20 protein-coding genes are annotated in these 18,782 nt (G+C 73.1%); 8 read left to right on the top strand and 12 right to left on the bottom strand.

The genetic code is table 11. The features are described from left to right. Positions 1-75: 75 nt before the first annotated feature. Both QF030_RS37025 and QF030_RS37020 read right to left on the bottom strand, forming a co-directional pair. Positions 76-369: a hypothetical protein gene (locus QF030_RS37025; RefSeq protein ID WP_307166928.1), complete on the bottom strand. Its 294-nt coding sequence runs from the start codon at positions 367-369 to the stop codon at positions 76-78. A 339-nt stretch (positions 370-708) separates the two neighbouring features. Further along, entirely contained in the window at positions 709-2,208 is a 1,500-nt protein-coding gene (locus QF030_RS37020; RefSeq protein WP_307166927.1) for a long-chain-fatty-acid--CoA ligase, read from the bottom strand. A gap of 165 nt (positions 2,209-2,373) precedes the next feature. On the opposite strand from QF030_RS37020, the gene QF030_RS37015 reads away from it, so the two are divergent. Together QF030_RS37015 and QF030_RS37010 are read left to right on the top strand one after the other, a co-directional pair. Next, positions 2,374-3,558 carry a PucR family transcriptional regulator gene (locus tag QF030_RS37015; protein WP_307167826.1) on the top strand — a complete coding sequence of 395 codons (1,185 nt, stop codon included), beginning with the start codon at positions 2,374-2,376 and terminating at the stop codon, positions 3,556-3,558. Positions 3,559-3,917: 359 nt separating this feature from the next. Continuing rightward, a complete protein-coding gene (locus QF030_RS37010; protein ID WP_307166926.1) occupies positions 3,918-5,147 on the top strand; it encodes a PP2C family protein-serine/threonine phosphatase in 1,230 nt (409 codons plus the stop codon). 63 nt (positions 5,148-5,210) lie between these two features. On the opposite strand, the gene QF030_RS37005 is transcribed toward QF030_RS37010, so the two are convergent. From QF030_RS37005 to mscL, 6 genes are all read right to left on the bottom strand, one after another. After that, positions 5,211-5,684, bottom strand: coding sequence for a hypothetical protein (locus QF030_RS37005; RefSeq protein WP_307166925.1), 474 nt, complete (start codon positions 5,682-5,684; stop codon positions 5,211-5,213). A 120-nt stretch (positions 5,685-5,804) separates the two neighbouring features. Beyond that, the gene (locus tag QF030_RS37000; protein ID WP_307166924.1) at positions 5,805-6,662 is read right to left on the bottom strand and encodes a DMT family transporter; all 858 of its coding nucleotides are present in this window, start codon (positions 6,660-6,662) and stop codon (positions 5,805-5,807) included. 34 nt (positions 6,663-6,696) lie between these two features. After that, on the bottom strand, positions 6,697-7,848 hold the full coding sequence (locus tag QF030_RS36995; protein WP_307167825.1) for a PP2C family protein-serine/threonine phosphatase: 1,152 nt from the start codon (positions 7,846-7,848) through the stop codon (positions 6,697-6,699). A 199-nt stretch (positions 7,849-8,047) separates the two neighbouring features. Beyond that, positions 8,048-8,497: a DUF3618 domain-containing protein gene (locus QF030_RS36990; protein WP_307166923.1), complete on the bottom strand. Its 450-nt coding sequence runs from the start codon at positions 8,495-8,497 to the stop codon at positions 8,048-8,050. Then, positions 8,494-8,934 carry a phage holin family protein gene (locus tag QF030_RS36985; RefSeq protein ID WP_307166922.1) on the bottom strand — a complete coding sequence of 147 codons (441 nt, stop codon included), beginning with the start codon at positions 8,932-8,934 and terminating at the stop codon, positions 8,494-8,496. Before QF030_RS36985 ends, QF030_RS36990 begins: the two co-directional genes overlap by 4 nt. A gap of 80 nt (positions 8,935-9,014) precedes the next feature. Next, the gene (gene mscL, locus QF030_RS36980) at positions 9,015-9,464 is read right to left on the bottom strand and encodes a large conductance mechanosensitive channel protein MscL (RefSeq protein WP_307167824.1); all 450 of its coding nucleotides are present in this window, start codon (positions 9,462-9,464) and stop codon (positions 9,015-9,017) included. Positions 9,465-9,714: 250 nt separating this feature from the next. Here mscL and QF030_RS36975 point away from each other — a divergent pair, with 250 nt between their 5' ends. Next, positions 9,715-10,161, top strand: a complete 447-nt coding sequence (locus QF030_RS36975) for an excalibur calcium-binding protein (protein WP_307166921.1) — start codon at positions 9,715-9,717, stop codon at positions 10,159-10,161. A gap of 65 nt (positions 10,162-10,226) precedes the next feature. Here the strand turns inward: QF030_RS36975 and ppk2 are convergent, their stop codons facing one another. After that, a complete protein-coding gene (gene ppk2, locus QF030_RS36970) occupies positions 10,227-11,192 on the bottom strand; it encodes a polyphosphate kinase 2 (RefSeq protein WP_307166920.1) in 966 nt (321 codons plus the stop codon). A gap of 260 nt (positions 11,193-11,452) precedes the next feature. Here ppk2 and QF030_RS36965 point away from each other — a divergent pair, with 260 nt between their 5' ends. Together QF030_RS36965 and QF030_RS36960 are read left to right on the top strand one after the other, a co-directional pair. Then, entirely contained in the window at positions 11,453-13,729 is a 2,277-nt protein-coding gene (locus tag QF030_RS36965; protein ID WP_307166919.1) for a catalase, read from the top strand. 90 nt (positions 13,730-13,819) lie between these two features. Then, the gene (locus tag QF030_RS36960) at positions 13,820-14,293 is read left to right on the top strand and encodes an MSMEG_6728 family protein (protein ID WP_307166918.1); all 474 of its coding nucleotides are present in this window, start codon (positions 13,820-13,822) and stop codon (positions 14,291-14,293) included. A gap of 41 nt (positions 14,294-14,334) precedes the next feature. Here QF030_RS36960 and QF030_RS36955 read toward each other — a convergent pair whose 3' ends face one another. The 3 genes from QF030_RS36955 to QF030_RS36945 form a co-directional block, all read right to left on the bottom strand. Further along, positions 14,335-14,562 (bottom strand): hypothetical protein, encoded by a 228-nt coding sequence (locus QF030_RS36955; RefSeq protein ID WP_307166917.1) that lies wholly within the window; start codon positions 14,560-14,562, stop codon positions 14,335-14,337. 68 nt (positions 14,563-14,630) lie between these two features. Further along, on the bottom strand, positions 14,631-14,774 hold the full coding sequence (locus QF030_RS36950) for a hypothetical protein (RefSeq protein ID WP_307166916.1): 144 nt from the start codon (positions 14,772-14,774) through the stop codon (positions 14,631-14,633). A gap of 113 nt (positions 14,775-14,887) precedes the next feature. Further along, the gene (locus tag QF030_RS36945; RefSeq protein WP_307166915.1) at positions 14,888-15,511 is read right to left on the bottom strand and encodes a cell envelope biogenesis protein OmpA; all 624 of its coding nucleotides are present in this window, start codon (positions 15,509-15,511) and stop codon (positions 14,888-14,890) included. Between the two features lie 198 nt (positions 15,512-15,709). Between QF030_RS36945 and QF030_RS36940 the strand changes: the two genes are divergently transcribed. From QF030_RS36940 to QF030_RS36930, 3 genes are read left to right on the top strand one after another with little or no spacing between them, the layout of a single operon-like run. Continuing rightward, the gene (locus QF030_RS36940) at positions 15,710-16,219 is read left to right on the top strand and encodes an SRPBCC family protein (protein ID WP_307166914.1); all 510 of its coding nucleotides are present in this window, start codon (positions 15,710-15,712) and stop codon (positions 16,217-16,219) included. After that, positions 16,212-17,843: a phytoene desaturase family protein gene (locus QF030_RS36935; protein WP_307166913.1), complete on the top strand. Its 1,632-nt coding sequence runs from the start codon at positions 16,212-16,214 to the stop codon at positions 17,841-17,843. The genes QF030_RS36940 and QF030_RS36935 overlap by 8 nt, the downstream gene beginning before the upstream one ends. Before the next feature lie 41 nt (positions 17,844-17,884). After that, positions 17,885-18,781, top strand: coding sequence for an SDR family oxidoreductase (locus tag QF030_RS36930; protein WP_307166912.1), 897 nt, complete (start codon positions 17,885-17,887; stop codon positions 18,779-18,781). The last annotated feature ends 1 nt before the right edge of the window (position 18,782 follow it).

The raw sequence follows: 18,782 nt of genomic DNA, 5'->3' as shown, positions 1-18,782 counted from the left end.
CGTGACGGGCCAAGGATTTACCGGTCTCTGACACCGCGGACGGCCAGCGGACGCCGGCGAACGGGACGTCGGCCCTCAGGCATTGGCGTGGCGGCGCGCGGCCGTCCTTCGTGGAGCGGCATGGTGCACGGACCTGCCCTCGCCGGCCGTCTGCTGACGCCACAGCCACAGCGAAGTCACGGACAGCAGACCGGCGAAGACCACCAGGAAGAGCACCGACACCCACATCTGCCGGCTCCCGGGGTCGTCCCATCCGGTCCAGGCGGCCGATGCCGCCCACAGGGCCGCGCCGCCCGCGTAGACAGGGCGGATACGCCGCAGCTGCCGCACGGCACGCACGGATTCGACGTGATCAGTTTTCTGTGCCATGCGGGCCCAGGTACCCCGTTCCGCGCCCTTCATCACCATCGGACGGGGACGGCCGATGTGCGGGACGGCGAGAAGCCCGCGCGCGAGTGCCGTCCGGCAGGTGACACGAGCCGGCGACGTGGCCGACCGCCCGCGCGGGGGCGGGGAGGGCTCGTCGTGCGGGGCGGAGCGCAGGACCGGTCGGCGCCACCGAGTCGGGCCAGTCGCGCGCAGTTCCTGGCGGCGACTTCCGCATCGGCCGGGGGCAGCGCAGGTAGACACCCTCCCGCCGGCTCCCCGGCCCCGCCCCGTCTCCCGGCACACCCAGCCCCGGTCCTGGTCCCGGCCCCCGTCCCGGTCTCAGCCTCGCGCCGGTCCGGCAGGAGCGGTGATCTGCCGCTTGAGGATCTTCCCGCTGGGGCCGGTCGGCAGGGTGTCCACGAGCCACACCTCGCGCGGGTACTTGTACGCCGCCACCCGGCTCTTGACGAACTCCCTCAGCTCGTCGGGGGTGGCATGGGCGCCCGGGCGCAGGACGACGGCGGCCGCGATCTCCTCGCCCAGGTGGGCGTCCGGCACGCCCACCACGGCGGCCAGGGCGACGGCCGGGTGCTCGTGCAGGACCTCTTCCATCTCGCGCGGGTAGACGTTGTAGCCGCCGCGGATGATCATGTCCTTCTTGCGGTCCACGATGTACAGGTAGCCGTCCTCGTCCTGCCGAGCGAGGTCGCCGGAGCGCAGCCAGCCGTCCGGAACGGCGGCCGCCGTCTCCTCGGGTCGGTTCCAGTAGCCCTTCATCACGTTCGGGCCGCGCACGACCAGTTCGCCCACCTCGCCCGGGGCGACGTCCTGGCCCTTGTCGTCGAGCAGCCGCACCCGCACGTCGCGGATCGGGGTGCCGACGGAGCCGGCCTTGCGCGGCCGGTCGGGGTGGTTGAAGGTGACCACCGGGCTGGTCTCGGACATGCCGAAGCCCTCCAGCACGGCGCAGCCGAAGCGCCGCTCGAAGCCGTGCAGGACCTCCACCGGGAGCGAGGCCCCGCCGGAGATGCACATCCGCAGCGTCGACACGTCCGCCTGCGACGGGTGCTGGAGCAGTGCCGCGTACATCGTGGGGACGCCCTCGAAGACCGTGGCCCGGTCGCGGGCGATGGCGTCCAGCACGCTCTGCGGTTCGAAGCGGGGGATCAGGGTCAGGGAGGCGCCGGCGCGGACGGCCACGCTCATCGTGCAGATCTGGCCGAAGATGTGGAACAGCGGCAGACAGCCCACCACCACGTCCTGCGGCGTCATGCGCTGCACATGGACCGTGTTGACCTCGGTGTTGTGCCGCAGCCCGCCGTGCGTGAGCGTGGCGCCCTTGGGGCGGCCCGTGGTGCCGGAGGTGTACAGGAGCACGGCCGGGTCGTCGACGCCGGCCTCGGCCGTGCCGGGCAGCGGCTCGTGCCCGGCCAGCAGAGCGCCGAAGGCGGCGGGTTCGACGGCCAGGTGCCGCACTCCGGCGACGGCCGCGCCCTGGGCGCCCTCTCCCGGCGCCAGGTGCCATTCGAACAGCAGCACCGCCCCGGAGTCGTCGAGGTGGTACGCGGTCTCCCTCGTCTTCAGCAGCGGGTTCATCGGTACGACGATGCCCCCGGCGCGGAGCACGCCGTAGTACAGGACGACGAACTCGGGAACGTTCGGCAGCATCAGGGCGACACGGTCCCCCGGCCGTACGCCCTCGGCGCGCAGCAGCGCGGCGGCGCGGGCACTGCGTTCGTCCAGCTCCGCGTAGCTGGTGACCTGCTCACCCAGGCGCAGCGCGGGGCGCTCCGGCTGCCGTTGTGCCGTCTCCACCAGGAACTGCGCCAAATTGGCCATGAGCCGCCTCCACGAACGTCACCGTCGAAATCCGCTGTTCATCTCCGCGACATCGTGCTGCCACGCACGGCGACGGACCATGGACGGCAGGACAGCACAGCCCCTCGTGGATTGTCCCCGGGAACAAAACGAGGGCGTTAAGCTGCGCAGATGGATATCTCGGGCGTGGCGGCGGCGCTACATGCCAGGCTTCCGGAACTGGGTGAGCGGATCGCGCAGCGTATCCGCTCGGACGTCGACGCCTACGACGAGGAGTCGCTGATCCCCTTCGACTCGCTGCGCCGTTCGTGCACGGCCAACGCGGACCTGGTCCTGAGCCACCTCGGTCACGCGGACGCCCCGGACCCGCGCCCGGCGCGCGAGACCGGCCGGGTGCGCGCCGAGCAGGGCGTGCCGCTGGCGGACACCCTGCACGCGTACCGGGTCGGCTTCGAACTGCTGTGGACGGAGATCCTTCTGGAGTCGCGGACGCATCCCGAGGTCTCCGACGACCAGTTGGTGTCCCAGTCCGCCGAGATCTGGGCGTTGTTCGGCCTCTACGCGGAGGCGGTCGCGGCGGCCTACCGGGAGACCTCCGCCGAGTTGACCTCGCGGGGCCACGCCAGGCGCTCGGCGCTGGTGGAGGCGCTGTTCACCGGGGTCATCGCGGACCGGACCACGCTGTGGGAGGCCGCCCGTGAGCTGGGCCTGCCCGAGCACGGCCCCTACGCGGTGGCCGCGGCGGCGGCCGGCGCTCCCGGGCAGGAGCCGCTGGCGGGCATCGAAGCCGCGTTGCGCCAGGCCCGACTGCCCTCGGCCTGGCGGCTGTTGCCCGACCATCAGATCGGTGTGATCGCCCTGCCCACGCCGGCGGCCGAGAGCGCCTGTCTGCGCGTCCTGCGTCACGCCCGGGCCCGTGTGGGCGTCAGCCCGTGCTTCCCATCCCTGCGGGACACTCCCCAGGCCCTGCGCTTCGCCCGCCTCGCCCTGGCCGGGCTGCGGGGCACCGATCCCGGGGTGGCGCGGTTCGACGACAATCCGCTCGCCATGGTGGTGGCCGCCGCTCCCGCGGAGGCGGCGCACCTGGTGGGAGTGGTCCTCCAGCCCCTGGTCGACCTCCCGGTCGCGGAACGGGCGCGCCTGTTGCAGACCCTGGAACACTGGTTCGCCGCCGCCGGCTCGGCCACCGACGCGGCCCGGGGCCTCTTCGTCCACCCGAACACGGTCCGTTACCGGCTGCGCCGTGTCGAGGAGTTGACGGGCCGTTCCCTCTCCGATCCGCGTGCGGTGGCCGACATCGGCGCGGCGCTCCTGGCCGTCCGCGACGGCGGCGCGGGGCCGGGCGAACAGCCGTCGGCCGCACCGGACTGACGCGGGGCTGCCCGTGCACTCTGGCGAGTCAGCCGTGGCGACGGCACGAGCCGCCTCCGCAGCGCGTGGCACGCCTCGGGGCCGTCCGTCGGCCGGACATCGTCCGCGGCAGCCCGGAGGCGGTTGCGCTCGGCGGTGGCAGCGCCGGCACCGGCGGAACGGGGCGCCGACCGGGTGAGCCGGGAAGCGAAGCGCCCCGGCGTCGGACCGCATGGCCCCGCCCCCCGCCGCAGCCGATTGCGTCGTGCGCGTCCGGGGAACGCGTCGGGCCCGCGAGGACCGATTCCGGGCCCCGTCGCGATCTCCCTTCTATCGTGGAACGGCACAGTGACGCTCGGCACCGAGACAGGCGGCTGGACATGCGGAAACCCCTGATCGACTATGTGGCGGTCTTCCGAGCCCTGCCCGGCATGGTGGCCCTCCTCACGCCCGACCTGATCTACGCCGACGCCAACGACGACTTCCTGCGGCTGGCCGGACGCAGCCGTGAGCAGCTGCTCGGCCGGTACATCTTCGACGTCTTCCCCGAGAACCCGAACGACCCGGCCGCGGCCGGCATGCGGGAGACCCGGGAGTCGATGCTGCGGGTGGTCGCCACCGGCGAGCGCGACACGATGGCACTGCTGCGCTACGACATCGAGGACTCCCAGCGGCCCGGCGTCTGGCTCGAGCACTACTGGAGCCCCGTGAACGCGCCCGTCCACGGTCCCGACGGGCAGGTGGCACTGGTCGTGCACCGGGTGGAGGAGGTCACCGAACTCATCCACGCCCGCGGCGGCCCGAACGGCGGGGCCCGGGCCCGGGTGCTGGAGGCCGAGCTGTACACCAGGGCCCGCGAACTGCAAGAGGTCAACGAAAGGCTCCGCCAGGCCCACGCTCATGAGCGGGAGGTCGCGCTGGCCCTTCAGGCCGCGATGCTGCCCGCGCCCGGGCCGACCGGGCCGCACGCCGCTGCCGTGCGCTACCGGCCCGCGGTCGGCGCGCTGAACGTGTGCGGCGACTGGTACGACCTGGTCGACCTGCCCGGCGACAACCTCGCGGTCGCGGTCGGCGACGTCGTCGGGCACGGCCTCGCGGCGGCGTGCACCATGGGGCAGCTGCGCAGTGCCCTGAGCGCCGCCTGCCGCGTGGCCGACGGCCCGGCCCAGGCCCTGGAGGCCCTCGGCCTGTACGCCCGCTTCGTCGACGGCGCCGAGGCGACCAGCGTCGTGACGACCTTCATCGACTGGGACAGCCACACCATCACCTACAGCTGCGCCGGTCACCTGCCGCCCGCCCTCGTGCACCCCGACGGGACCGTCACCTTCCTCGACCAGGCCACCGACCCCCCGCTCGCGGCCCGCCCGGAACACCTCCCCCGCCCCCAGGCCCACACCGGATTCACCGAGGGCGCCACCCTCGTCCTGTACACCGACGGCCTGATCGAGCGCCGCGACGAGGACATCGACACCGGCCTGGCCCGGCTCGCCGCCTCCCTCTCCCACCACAGACACTCGTCCCCCGAACCCCTGGCCGACGCCCTTCTCGCCGACCTCCTCCCCGTCACCGGCACCACCGACGACGCGGCCCTGGTCGTCCTGCGTCTGTGACCCGGCCCGGGACCGGCGGCGGCCCCGGTCGTCAGCCGGAAGGGCGGTCGGCCGAAAGGGCCGTCAGTCGAAAGGTGCGGTCGGTGTGCGGGCGCCGGGGGTGTCGGGGCGGGCCGTGTGATCGGGGTGGTCGCGGGTGCGGCGGGCTTCCTTCATCTCCGCCTCGTAGAGGTGGTCGCGCCCGTCGGCGAGCTGCCGCACCGCCTCGCGCTCCAGTTGCCTGAACGCCCGGTAGTACGTCCCGTCGTAGGCCTCGACGATCTGGAACGTCCAGTGACCCGGGATGACGTTGCGTCCCAAAATCTCCGTCTCGACGCGTTCGGCCCAGGACTCGTGGCCCGCCCCGCGCAGCAGTCCGACCGTGCGGTCAAGTTCCAGGTCCGCGGTGCCGGTGAGCTGGTGGAACGCGTACAGGTGCCCTCGGGCCCGTTCGATCGTCTCCAGCGCTTTGGACAGCGAGCCGAGCGCTTCCACCGTCTCGTCGTCGACGCCCGGGGGGCGCCGGTGCCGGTGGTCCGGACCGTCGAGCTCGTCCATCGTCGCCACTTCCTTCGCGCCAGGGATCGCCGGCCTGTCCGGATCAGCACAGCACGGCACGGGCGGCGGCACCGTCCGTGCCGTCCGGATGCGCCATCGTCGAACCCGATCGAGCGGGTCTCAGCGCACGACGTCGACGAGGTGGGGCACGACCCGGGTGAGCCGTACGACGGCCCAGAGGATGAGGAGCGCGCCGATCGCCTCGGGCAGCAGCCACCAGCCCGTACGGATGCTCTCGTCGAACAGCGCCACGCCCAGCAGAAGGCTCACCGCGGCGTCACCGATGGTCAGCGCGGGCTGTGAAGCGACCAGCGGGCCGGCTTGCAGGGCGTTCTCCAGCAGCAGGAGGGACAGGACCCCGGTGAGCGCGAATCCGTAGGTCTGCCAGGCGGTGAGGAAGGCCGGCAGGCCCGAGTCGGCGAGGCGTCCCGTGGCCGACTTCAGCAGGGCGGCGGTCAGGGCGTTGCCGACCGCCGCGGCCGAGGCCAGCGCCGCGGCCCGGAACAACGGCGAGGAGGCGGCGCGCGCGAGGAGGAACGCCACGGCCATCGCGCCGAGGGTGAGCACCAGGACCGGGATCCAGCGCGCCATGGAGGCCTGCTCCCGGCTGCCGGAGGGGGCTGCCGACGCCAGGAGCACGGCGAGTCCGGCCACCACTGCCCCGACCGCCCACCAGCCTTCCGCCGACAGCCTGCGGTGCATGAGGGGCACCGCAAGCAGCAGGGCGAAGGGGAGTTCGAGGATGAACAGGGGCTGGACCAGCGCCATGGGGCCGTTGACGAGGGCCAGCGCCTGGAACACGGCGGCCCCCACCACTCCCGCGATACCGATCGACCAGGCGGGCCGCCGCACGAGGGCGGCCAGCAGCCGTATGCCGCCGCCCTGTTCGACCGTGGAGGCGGCCTTGCGCTGGAACGCCGTGCCCACCGCGTTGCTGACGGCGCCGAGGACGGCGAAGACGACGGCGAGCCACATCATGACCCCACCTCGCCCGGCCCGCTCGATGCCGCCGTCATGTCGGTGACGGTGGATTCCACTCGAGCAGCAGGATCGTGGCGTCGTCCTGGAGGCGGCTGCTCTTGGTGTCCAGGATGGCGTGGATGAGGCGCCGGAGGCTTTCGGGTGCGAGTTCTCCCGCGGCCGTCGCCCGGATGACGTGGTCGACGAAGCGTTCGAGGCCGAACAGGTTCCCGTCCCGGGTCCGGGCCTCGGTGACGCCGTCGGTGTACAGCAGGACCCGGTCCCCCGGCTGAAGGGCGTGCTCATGGATCCGGCGCGATCGCCCGGCCAACAGGAACGGCATTCCCATCGGCGGGTCCGCCTCCCGCTCCAGCGCGTCGACGACCAGCTGCTGGTCGCGGATGAGCAGGGGCGCGGGGTGACCGCAGTTGCTCCAGCGCAGGACGCCGGTGGCGAGGTCCAGCTGGGTCAGTACGGCCGTGCAGAACTGGTCGGGGAGCCATTCCGCCAGTGCCTGGTCCACGCTGTCGACCAGGTCGGGAAGGTCCTCGCCGGTGCGGCGGGCGTTGCGGCACGCGGCCAGCGAGACGGCACTGGTCAGGCCGGAGGCCAGGTTGTGGCCCATGGCGTCGAGGACGGTGGCGTGCAGCGTGGTGTCGGTCAGGCAGTGGTCGAAGGCGTCGCCGCCGATCTCGTAGGCGGGTTCGAGGACGGCCGTGGAGACGACGTGTCCGTTGCCGATGGTCCGGGGCGGCAGGAACGCCCGCAGGAGTTCGGCCGGGAGCCGCATGGGCGCGGTGCGTGTCCTGCGGACGACGGAGTCCTTGTAGGCCCGCTTGGACGTGATCATCATGCTCAGCAGGGTGCCGAGGGCTCTGCCCCGGGTGAGCGAGGCCGCGGTGAGCGCCTGGGTGTGGACCGCGAGGACGCCGAGCCGCTCGGCCCCGTCGAGCAGCGGGAACCATGCGGTCATCCCGCCCGTCTCCGATTCCTCCACCCGCAGGGACTGGGTGCGGTAGGTCCAGCCCGCGAGCGAGTCGTCGATCGACAGGGTGGAGGCGATGTCCGTGAGCGGGACGAGGCGGCGCTGCTGGAGGTCGGCGAGGTAGGCCACGGCGTGCTGGAACCCGAGTGCCTTGGTGCAGCGGGCCGCCGCCGTGGACAGGTCCAGCGTCGGGTTGGCGGGGTCGGCGAGGAAGTCCATGAGCTGCTCGTCGTAGACCTCGGCCGTCACGTCGTCACCACCTGATGGGCTGATCCCTGCCGGGCCGGACGGACCGGTGAACCGGATGAACCGGATGAACCGGTCGCTTGGTCGCAGTCTCACATCCGGTGAAGTGATCCGCAGGTCGGCGAAGGGCGCCGTCCGCCCGGTGGGCCGACGGCGCCCGTGCGGCCGTCGGCTACTTCCTGCCGCGGCGCAGCAGCAGGTAGACGAGGGTCACCGCGGCGGCGGCCCCGATGAGGGCGCCGCGGTGGTCGCGCACCTGTCGGGGCGCCTTGTCCTGCCACAGCTGCTCGGCCTGCCCGGCCTTGGTCCTGACCTGGACGGCGGCCGCGGTGGCCGTGTCCTTGACCGGGGCCGGGACCTTCTCCTCCAGCAGGTGGGCGGCGTCGGCCGCCTTCGTCCTGGCCTGCTCCGACAGGTGCGCCGCCGTGCTGCCGGCCTGTTCCTTCAACGCGCCGGCCTGTTCCTTCAGGGCGATCGCCTTCTCCTGGGCGCGCGCCTTGACGTCCGTCTTGGCGGCCAGCGCCTCGACCGTCTCACCGAGTTCGTGACGGGTCTGCTCGACCTGTCGACGCAGTTCCTCGGGACTGGCGGCGGTGGGCTCGTCGTGGGGTGGCTGGGTCATCGTCGTGCACTCTCCTTGATCTCCGACACATCGGCTTTCACGCTGTCGACGGTCCGCTCGGGCACCGGTGGGGCGGCCGCAGCGACCTGCTTCTTGCCGGTCAGGGCCAGCACGGCGGTGATCACCGCCAGTACGGCCGTGACGATCAGGGCCGCGGCCCACACCGGGAGCGGCACCGCGATCGCGGCGATCGCGGTGGCGACCAGCGCCTGAAGGGTGAGGAAGCCGAAGAGTCCGGCCCCGCCGAACAGTCCGCCGCCCTTGCCGTAGCGCTTGCCCTTCTCCACCATCTCCGCCCGTGCGAGCTCCATCTCGCCGCGCACCAGTTCGGTCAGCTGCTGCGAAGCACGGTGCACCAGATCGCCGACCGGCTCGCCGCCGTCGGCGGTCCGCGCGCCGCGCTCACCGTTCGTGCCGTACCGCCCTGCTCCAGCCATCGCCTTCACCCCTTCCTCTCGGTGCCGCACCGGGTACCCGGTGACGGCCGGGAAAGACATCCCCCGCCGACATGCGCCCGTCAGGCCTGCGCCCGTGTCTCCCCCGCGTCGGCCGTGTCGGGCAGCGGCACGAGCTCGCTGGTGCAGAACCCGCAGCGGCGTGCCCGGGCCGGCACCGGGTTGAGGCACTCGGGGCAGTCCCGCTTGTCCGCCTGGACGTCCTGGTGCGGGGCGAAACGCTCGTGCAGCTTGTTGACCGGCAGGACGACGAGGAAGTACAGGACGCAGGCGATCAGCAGGAAGCCGATGACGGCGTTCACGAAGCCTCCGTACGGGAAGACCGTCCCGCCGACGGTGAAGGTTCTGCGGCTGTAGTCGCCCGTCGCACCGGTCGTGAAGCCCACGATCGGGGTCAGGAACGCTTTCACGAAGCCGTTGACGAGCGCGGTGAAGGCCGCGCCGATCACGATGCCCACGGCCAAATCGACCACGTTCCCGCGCAGGACGAAACTGCGGAACCCCCCCAGCAGATCCCTCACGGTCCACTCCGTTTCTCCCGGCTTCGCCCGGCTGCTCGCGGCTTCCCCCGGCCGCGGTTCGCGGCGGTCGGAGGACGTCTTGCCGCGCCGGCGCCGGCCACACCTGCGCCGGATCGGTCGCGCCGGCGCAGGGGCCGGCGGATCGGGGCGGGCCCACCCGGATGGCCGCGCGCCCCGCGCGACGGCGCCGGTCGTTGCCTAGCGTCGAAGCGACGGCCGCCCCGGCCGGGAGGAGACACCCATGGCCCATCGCATCGTCGTCGCCGGCATAGCCGCGACGATCCTGACCTTCGCTCCGCTGTCCGCGGTCGCCCACGCCCAGGACCTCGACTGCCGCGACTTCAGCTACCAGGAGGACGCCCAGGCGGAGTTCAACCGGGACATCAGCGACCCCAACCGTCTCGACGAGGACCAGGGGCGGGACGACGGCATCGCCTGCGAGGTCCTTCCTCACCGGTCGCTGCCCACTCTTGTTCCCGCCACGAGCATTCCCGCGCCGGTCCCCACCAGTTCCGCGCCGGTCGCGGTCAGCCCGGCGGCGGTGCCGACTCTCGGCGTGCGCGGCGGTGTCGGCGGCGCCGTGACCGCGGGAACGTCCGGCCGGGACATCGGCCTCGGGGCCGGCCTGGCGGCGGCGGGCCTGCTGGCGGCCGCCGGTTGCGTGCGCCGGCGCCGGCGCCGGGCCTGACCGACCGGCCGGGGCCCCGCCTGCGGCGCGCTGCGGCACCAGGTGCCGGCTCCCCCGCCGCGCCCTCAGGAGGCCGGGCCGCCGGGATGCTGTCCGGGGCCCTCGGTCCGGTAGGCCAGCGGAGTCGGAGAGAGGACGGTGTCCTCCTCGCCCGGCTCCAGGAGGGTGGCGGCCGCCCCGACGACCAGAGGGTCCGCTCTGCCGACCGCGTCGGCGTCCTTGGCCGTGTAGTCGACGCGGTGCAGCAGACTGCGCATCGCTTCAAGGCGGGCCCGGCGTTTGTCGTTGCTCTTGACGACCGTCCAGGGGGCGTGCGCGGTGTCGGTGGCCCGGAACATCTCGACCTTGGCGGTGGTGTAGTCGTCCCAGCGGTCGAGGGAGTCGAGGTCGGTGGGCGAGAGCTTCCACTGGCGCACCGGGTCGACCTGGCGGATCGCGAACCGGGTCCGCTGCTCGGTCCGGGACACGGAGAACCAGAACTTCACCAGGATGACGCCGTCCTCGACGAGCATCTCCTCGAAGAGCGGGCACTGCTTGAGGAACAGTTCGTACTCCCGTTGCGTGCAGAAGCCCATCACCCGTTCCACGCCTGCCCGGTTGTACCAGGACCGGTCGAAGAAGACCATCTCACCGGGGCCGGGGAGATGGTCGACGTAACGCTGGAAGTACCACTGGCCCTTCTCCCGGTCCGTGGGCTTGCCCAGCGCCACGATCCTCGCGCCACGGGGGTTGAGGCGTTCGGTGAATCGCTGGATGGTGCCACCCTTGCCCGCCGCGTCCCGTCCCTCGCAGACCACGACCAGACGGGCGCCGGTGTCACTGATCCAGCGCTGGAGTTTGAGAAGTTCGATCTGGAGGACGCGTTTGGTGCGCTCGTACTCCTTGCGGCTGACCTTGCGGTCGTAGGGATGGTTCTCCCGCCAGGTCGTGATCGGCTGACGCTCGCCGTCGAGCAGCACCGGCTGTTCCGGGATGCGGTCGTCCACCGTCAGCCCGTCGAGCAACCGGGCCTCGACCTCTTCACGATCCATCGGTTCTGCCCCTCGTCGGAAATGCGCCGCTCGCGTCCGCTGCCCGGGTTCCGTGCCGGTGACCACTCCAAACGCGTGACCTGCCGGAAAGCCGTTTGGACCGGACCGGCGCGGAAACCCCGATGGTCCGACCGAAGCCGGTGATCCGGCGTTCACCCCGTCGGGGCACGCCGGGTGCACGGCCGGGCGGGCCGTGAGAGCGTGACACACCAAATGTGCCTTTTATACACTTTCGTTACACATTGGAGGACTGTCGTTTCATGAGCGAGACCAATCCCCTCAAGCGGGCGGCCCAGAAGATCACCGACAGCCTCCAGGGCGACGGCGGGGCGCCGGAGGAGGGCGTTCCCGGCAAGCCGGCACCCGAGTCCCCTTCCGTCGCCGAGCCGACCGAGCCCCGCGACCCGCTGCCGCCCAAGCCGGATCAGAGCGGCCCCGACACCGTGTCGCCGACCGGGCAGCCGACGGGCGCCGATCAGGCCCGCATGGCGCAGTCCGGCAGCTATCTCACGACCGCTCAGGGCACCCGGCTCCACGACACCGACCACTCGCTCAAGGCGGGGCCCCGAGGCCCCGTGCTGCTCCAGGACCACCATCTGCGCGAGAAGGTCATGCACTTCGACCACGAGCGCATCCCGGAGCGCGTGGTCCACGCCCGGGGCGCAGCGGCGCACGGCACGTTCCAGAGCTACGGCACGGCGGCGTCGGTGACCAAGGCGGCATTCCTCGCCGAGGACGAGGAGACGCCGGTGTTCGTGCGCTTCTCCACGGTGCTGGGGTCGCGGGGATCGTCCGACACCGTACGGGACACCCGGGGATTCGCGACGAAGTTCTACACCAGCGAGGGCGTCTTCGACCTGGTCGGGAACAACATCCCCGTCTTCTTCATCCAGGACGCGATCAAGTTCCCCGACGTCATCCACGCGGGCAAGCCGCACCCGGACCGGGAGATCCCGCAGGCGCAGAGCGCCCACGACACCTTCTGGGACTTCGTCACCCTGCACACCGAGGCCACCCACCACACACTGTGGAACATGTCCGACCGGGGCATCCCGCGTTCGTACCGGACGATGGAGGGCTTCGGCGTCCATACCTTCCGGCTGGTCAACGCCGAAGGCGCGACCACGCTGGTGAAGTTCCACTGGAAGCCCAAGCTGGGCGTGCACTCGCTGGTCTGGGAAGAGGCGCAGATCATCAACGGCGTCGACCCCGACTTCCACCGGCGGGACCTGGCGGACGCCATCGAGGCGGGCGCGTACCCGCAGTGGGAGCTGGGCATCCAGACGTTCCCCGACACGCCGGACCAGATGTTCGAGGGCATCGACCTGCTGGACCCGACGAACCTCGTGCCCGAGGAGCTCGCGCCCGTACAGCCGGTCGGGCTGCTGACCCTCGACCGCAACCCGTCGAACTTCTTCGCCGAGACCGAGCAGGTGGCCTTCCACGTCGGCCATCTCGTGCCGGGCGTCGACATCACCGACGACCCGCTGCTCGCGGGCCGCCTGTTCTCCTACCTGGACACCCAGATCACCCGCCTGGGCGGCCCCAACTTCCCGCAGCTGCCCATCAACCGCCCGCACGCACCCGTCAACGACATGCAGCGCGACGGCTTCCACCAGACGGCCGTGCACCGGGGGGTCGCCCCCTACCGGCCCAACTCGCTCGACGGCGGCTGCCCGTTCCTCGCGGGGGCCGACACCGGGGCTTTCATCGAGGCTCCGGTGCGGGTGCCGGAGAGCACCAAGGTCCGCGAGGCGCCCGAGTCGTTCGCGGACCACTTCAGCCAGCCCCGCCGGTTCTGGCTCAGCATGTCCCCGGTGGAGCGCGAGCACATCATCGGCGCGTACACCTTCGAACTCGGCAAGTGCTACGAACAGGCCATCCGGGAGCGGGCTCTGCAGGTCCTGGCCAACATCGACCCGGAGCTGTGCAGCGAGGTGGCGACGGGACTCGGACTGCCGGCGCCCGCGCCCACCGTGCCCCTCGCCGACGTCGAGCCCAGCCCGGCGCTGTCGCAGCTCGGCCACACCTGGCCGACGGACGGCCGGATCATCGGCATCGTCGTCGGCCCGGACGGCGATCTGGACGGCGTGCGCGCCGTGCGCGAGGCGATCGTCGAGGGCGGCATGGTCCCGCTGGTCATCGCCCAGGCGGGTGGCGTCCTCGGCTCCGGGGAGGGCGCGGTGACCGTGCAGCGCACCTACGCGACCGCCCGCTCCGTCGAGTTCGACGCGGTGCTGCTGGCCGGGCTGCCCGGGGTCGGCAGCGACGCGTACGGCGCGCGCGACGCCAAGGCGTTCCCCGCCGCCGCGCAGCAGCTGACGGGCGATCCCCGCGTCACCCTGCTGGTGTCCGAGGCCTTCCGGCACGGCAAGGCCCTGGGCGCCTGGGCGGGCGGCGAAGCCGTCCTCGAAGGGGCCGGAGTACCCACCGGTGCGCCGGGCGTGGTGGTCGGCGAGACCGGCGCCGGCGCGCTGGAACAGCTCGTCCCCCTGCTGGGCGGGCACCGGGCGTGGGACAGGTTCACCGCGGCCTGAGCCGAGCGGTCCGGCCGGGGCGGCGCCCGCCGATCGGCGTACCGTCCCGGCCGCTCTGTGAAATCGCTTCCCGCATACGGGGGTTGGACCGTGCAGACCTTTCTGCCGTACCCGGACTTCACCGCGTCGGCCGCCGTCCTGGACCCCCGCAGGCTGGGCAAGCAGCGGGTCGAGGCGCTCCAGGTGCTGCGGGGCCTGACGGTCGCCGGCTACGGCTGGCGCCACCACCCGGCGGTGCGCATGTGGAAAGGCTACGAGGAGGCGCTGGTGCGTTACGGCCTCGAGGTCTGCGGTGTGTGGACCGCGACCGGACGTGCGGACACCTGCGCCGCCTCGCTGGTGACCGGCTTCGGCGGGCAGCCGGCCGACGTCCGCAGCCAGGAGCGGCTCGCCGAGGCGGGGGAGCTGCCGCCCTGGCTGGGCGAGCCCGCGTTCCACCGCAGTCACCGGTCGGCGCTCGTGCGCAAGGACCCCGAGTTCTACGCGTCCCTGTTCCCCGGTGTGCCCGACGATCTGCCGTACGTCTGGCCCGTGTCGGACCGGGACGCGCCCCGCCCGGGCTGAGCCTCCCCGTCACCGGGACCCTCGTCGGGCACAGCCGAGCGTCAGGAGGTCTGCGGTACGTCGGTCCGGTCGACGTCCGGCGCGTGGCCCGACCCGCTGTCAGAGGTGATCGTGCCGGCGCCCGCCTTCGGCGTCACCGGCGCATGGACGCGGGCGACGGTCCCCCGGTCGCCGGTGGCGGGGAACGTGTGGCGGGTGGCACCGCCGCCGGTGGAGACCGCGGCGGCGCGGGCGTCGCCGCTGAAGCTGGCGACCTCGACCTGACGCACATGCGCTACCGCTGCGAGGTGTCGACGTGTGAGCGAGGCCGATGCTCCCCCGGAGTCACCCTCGGCCGTCAACGTCGTGTGCGCAGACGGGCCAGCAGGCCGCGCGCCTGGGCCCGGCGGCGCGGGTCGGCCGCCGCACGGCGTGCCTGCTCCATGGTGCGCCGCCCCTGCGGGCTCCTGGCGAACATCTTGATGCGCTGGATGACACTCATCCTGTCCTCCCCTTGTCTGTCGGCGTGCTGTCTCTTCCGGTCGTCCTGCTACCCCCGAACGCGCCGTTCAGACAGGCTGGTCGGACCGACGAGCCGCTTCCCCGGCCGTCGGCTCACGCCGCGCGTCCCCTGACCGCCGTCGTCCGCGCCGGCGCGGCCGCGGGGCGAGCGCCCGCGGCCTGACCGCGGGCGGCGCGGACCCGGTAGGTCGTCTTCGTCGGGTCCGTGACGGGCTCGCCGACCGTGATCCGTCCGGCCGCGTACAGCTCGTCGCACTCGGCGGCGGACAGCGCGACGTAGCAGCCTCCCCGGCCTCCGTCCGCGTCCAGCGGCCGCCAGTAGCCGTACACGCGGCGTCCACTGGCGTGCTCGGTGACGAACACCGGCGTACGGGGATCGGAGACGATGCGCAGCACGTCGGCCGCGGCGCGGCCCGGCGACGCGTCGGGGCGTGCCGTGCCCGCGGACCGCCTGCCGCGGACCTGGCCGACGTCTCGCGCACGGGCGGCGCCGACGTCCTGCGGGCGGGCCGCGCCGAGGTTCTGCGGGCGGGCCGGGCGCGTCGCCGGACGTGCCGTGTCCTCGCGCCCCAGCGGGAGCGGTCCGCGGGGGCGCGGCACGCCTGCCGCCCTGACGACCGCGCCCGCCGCGCCGGGTGCCTCGTCGCTCCGACGCTGCCAGGGGTGCGCGTCGGTACGTACGTCGAGGAGCTGCGACGGGAGGGCGGTGGGCGGCATGATCGGTGACCTTTCCTCGGCGGGGACATGAGACCGCCTACCCGGCTGAGCCGAAGTTGATCTCATGAGCTGCATCCTTCATGACGGCACTGACAACGGGCGGGTTCATCGGCGCCGGTGCGCGTGTGTGGCGGCGGTTGACCTCCGGCGTTTCGGGCACTCGGCGAGCCATGTGTCAGCGACTGCGGGAGGTGCACGGTGGCGGTACGGCATCGGCTGGTCAAGGCGAGTCCGCAGGCGGTGTGGGACGTCCTCGCCGACGGTGACCGCTACGCGGAGTGGGTGGTGGGCACGTCGTCCACCCAGGAGATGACGGGCGAGTGGCCCCGTGTGGACGCGAAGATCGCCTACTCGATCCGGGTGGGGCCCGTCAGCCTGGCCAACGAGACGGTCGTGCGGCGCTGCCAGGAGCCCGACGTGCTGGAGCTGGAGGCGCGGGCCGGCGTGCTGGGCACCGCACGGATCGCCTTCGAGCTGCGGCCGTGGGGCCGCCACTGTCTGGTGATCCTGGACGAACATCCGCTCCAGGGGGTCGGCGGGCTGCTGCACAACGCCGGTGTGGAGATGCTGACCCAGATCCGCCACCGGGCCCTGCTCGGCCGGCTGGCGAAGGTGTGCGAGTCCGAGGCCCGCGGCGGACGGTCCGAGGGCGCCCTCAGGACGCCCGGAGCGGCGCGGCCGCAGGCCGACGGAGGCGCTGATGCCTGACGCGGTGGTGATCGGGGCCGGACCCAACGGGCTGGTCGCGGCGAACCTGCTGGCGGACGCGGGCTGGAGCGTGGAGGTCGTCGAGGAACAGCCCGAGCCCGGCGGCGCGGTGCGGCACGACCGGTCGGTGGATCCCGAGTTCGTCAGCGACCTCTTCAGCTCGTTCTACCCGCTGGCCGCCGCCTCACCGGTCCTGGCCCGGCTGCGGCTGCACGAACACGGTCTGCGCTGGAGCCACGCGCCCCGCGTCGTGGCCCATCCGCTCACCGACGGCGCCTGCGCGGTCCTCGACCGCAGGGTCGACGTCACCGCCCGCTCCCTCGACGCCTTCCACGCCGGGGACGGCGCCGCCTGGCACCGCCTGTACGAGGTGTGGGACCAGCTCCGCCCGGACATCCTCGACGCGCTGTTCACCCCTTTCCCGCCGGTGCGGGCCACGGCCCGGCTGGCGACCAGGCTGCGCGCGGCGGGCGGCCTGCGACTGGCCCGGACGCTGGCCCTGCCGGTGCGACGGCTGGGCGAGGAGGAGTTCCGGGGCGAGGGCGGCCGGCTGCTCCTGGCCGGCAACGCCCTGCACGCCGATCTCGCGCCGGAGGCCGCCGGCAGCGGTGGTTTCGGCTGGCTGATGGCCATGCTCGGCCAGTCCTACGGCTTTCCCGTGCCGGCCGGCGGCTCCGGCGCCCTCACCGAGGCCCTGGTCCGGCGGCTGCGGACCCGCGGCGGCGTACTGCGCTGCGGGCAGCGGGTCGGCCGGATCGTGGTCCGGGACGGCCGGGCCGTGGGCGTGCGCACCACCGACGGGGAGCAGATCGCGGGAGACCGCGCGGTACTGGCCGACGTCTCCGTCCCCGCGCTGTACGGCGAACTGATGGAGCCGGAGCACCTGCCCTCCCAGGTGCTGACCGACCTGGAACGCTTCCAGTGGGACTTCGCGACCTTCAAGGTCGACTGGGCGCTCGCCGGGCCGGTGCCCTGGCAGGCCGAGGCGGCGCGTCGCGCCGGCACCGTGCATCTGGCCGACGGCGTCCACGAGCTCACCCGGTTCGCCGCCCAGCTCGCCATGCGGCAGGTTCCCGACCGCCCCTTCGCCATCTTCGGCCAGATGACGACCTCGGACGCGGGGCGCTCCCCCGCCGGCACCGAGTCGGCCTGGGCCTACACCCATGTGCCCCAGTCGGTCGAGGGCGACGCCGGCGACGAGAATCTCACCGGCGCCTGGGACGCGAGCGAGCAGGAGCTGATGGCCGACCGGGTCGAGCGCCAGGTCGAGCGGTTCGCACCCGGATTCCGGTCCCTGATCCGCGCCCGCCGCATCCTCGCCCCGCCCACGCTCCAGTCCCTCGACGCCAATCTGCACGGCGGCGCGATCAACGGCGGTACGACCGCGCTGCATCAGCAGCTGCTCTTCCGGCCGCTGCCCGGCAGCGGGCGCCCGGAGACGCCCGTGCGCGGCCTGTACCTGGCCTCGGCCGGCGCCCACCCCGGCGGCGGCGTGCACGGCGCTCCGGGCGCCAACGCGGCCCGCGCCGCGCTGCGCCGGCACCGCCCGCCGGGCGGCTCGTTCGTACAGCGGGCGCTCGCCCGCCGGGACCGCACCGGCGCGAAGCAGCCGCCGGCCGGCTGACCGGCATCACCGCGCCGAACACCCGAGGAACGGAGTACGCCGTGCACGACAGTCCCCTCGAAGACCGCATCGCCGTGGTCACGGGAGCCGCCCGCGGGGTGGGCGCGGCGCTGGCCCGGGAACTCGCACGGCGCGGCGCCCGCCTGGCACTGATCGGCCACGAGGAGGCGGCGCTGCGGTCCGTGGCCGCGTCGCTGCCCACCCCCGCGCTGGCCGTCGAGGCCGACGTCACGGACGGCGAGGCGCTGGAGCGGGCGGCCGAGGTCGTCCGCTCACGGCTGGGGACGCCCTCGGTCGTCGTCGCGAACGCGGGAATCGCGGAAGGCGGCCCGTTCGCCTCGGCGGACATGGCCTCCTGGCGGCGGGTGATCGACGTCAACGTCACGGGCAGCGCCCTGACCGCCCACACCTTCCTGCCGGACCTGGTGGAGTCGGCGGGCTACCACCTCCAGATCGCCTCGCTGGCCTCGATCGGAGCCGCGCCCCTGATGAGCGCCTACTGCGCCTCGAAGTCCGGCGTGGAGGCCTTCACGCACGCGCTGCGGGCCGAGACGGCACACCTGGGCGTGGCCGTCGGCATCGCCTACCTGAACTGGACCGACACCGACATGATCCGGGACGCCGACCGGCATGCGGTCCTGCGTGAGCTGCGCGGCAGCATGCCGCCGCCCGCCCGGCGCGTCTTCTCCGCCGAGTTCGTGGCGACACGCCTCGCCAGAGCCGTGGAACGCCGGCGCACCGCCGTCTACGTCCCGGCCTCGCTGCGTCTCGTCCAGGTGACGCGGGCCGCGCTGCCGGCCCTGGTCGTCCGCCGGGCGCGCCGTGCGCTGCCCCGCCTGGAGGCCGCGGAACCGCTGCGGCCCACCGGACCGCTCGGCGCCGGCGGCCGAGCCGACGAAGCGGCGGCCCACGGGCGGGACACGCCGGGCGGACGGTGAA

This window comes from Streptomyces rishiriensis, from assembly GCF_030815485.1.
Lineage (GTDB): Bacteria > Actinomycetota > Actinomycetes > Streptomycetales > Streptomycetaceae > Streptomyces > Streptomyces rishiriensis_A.
This window is presented reverse-complemented; position numbering and strand designations above follow the sequence as displayed.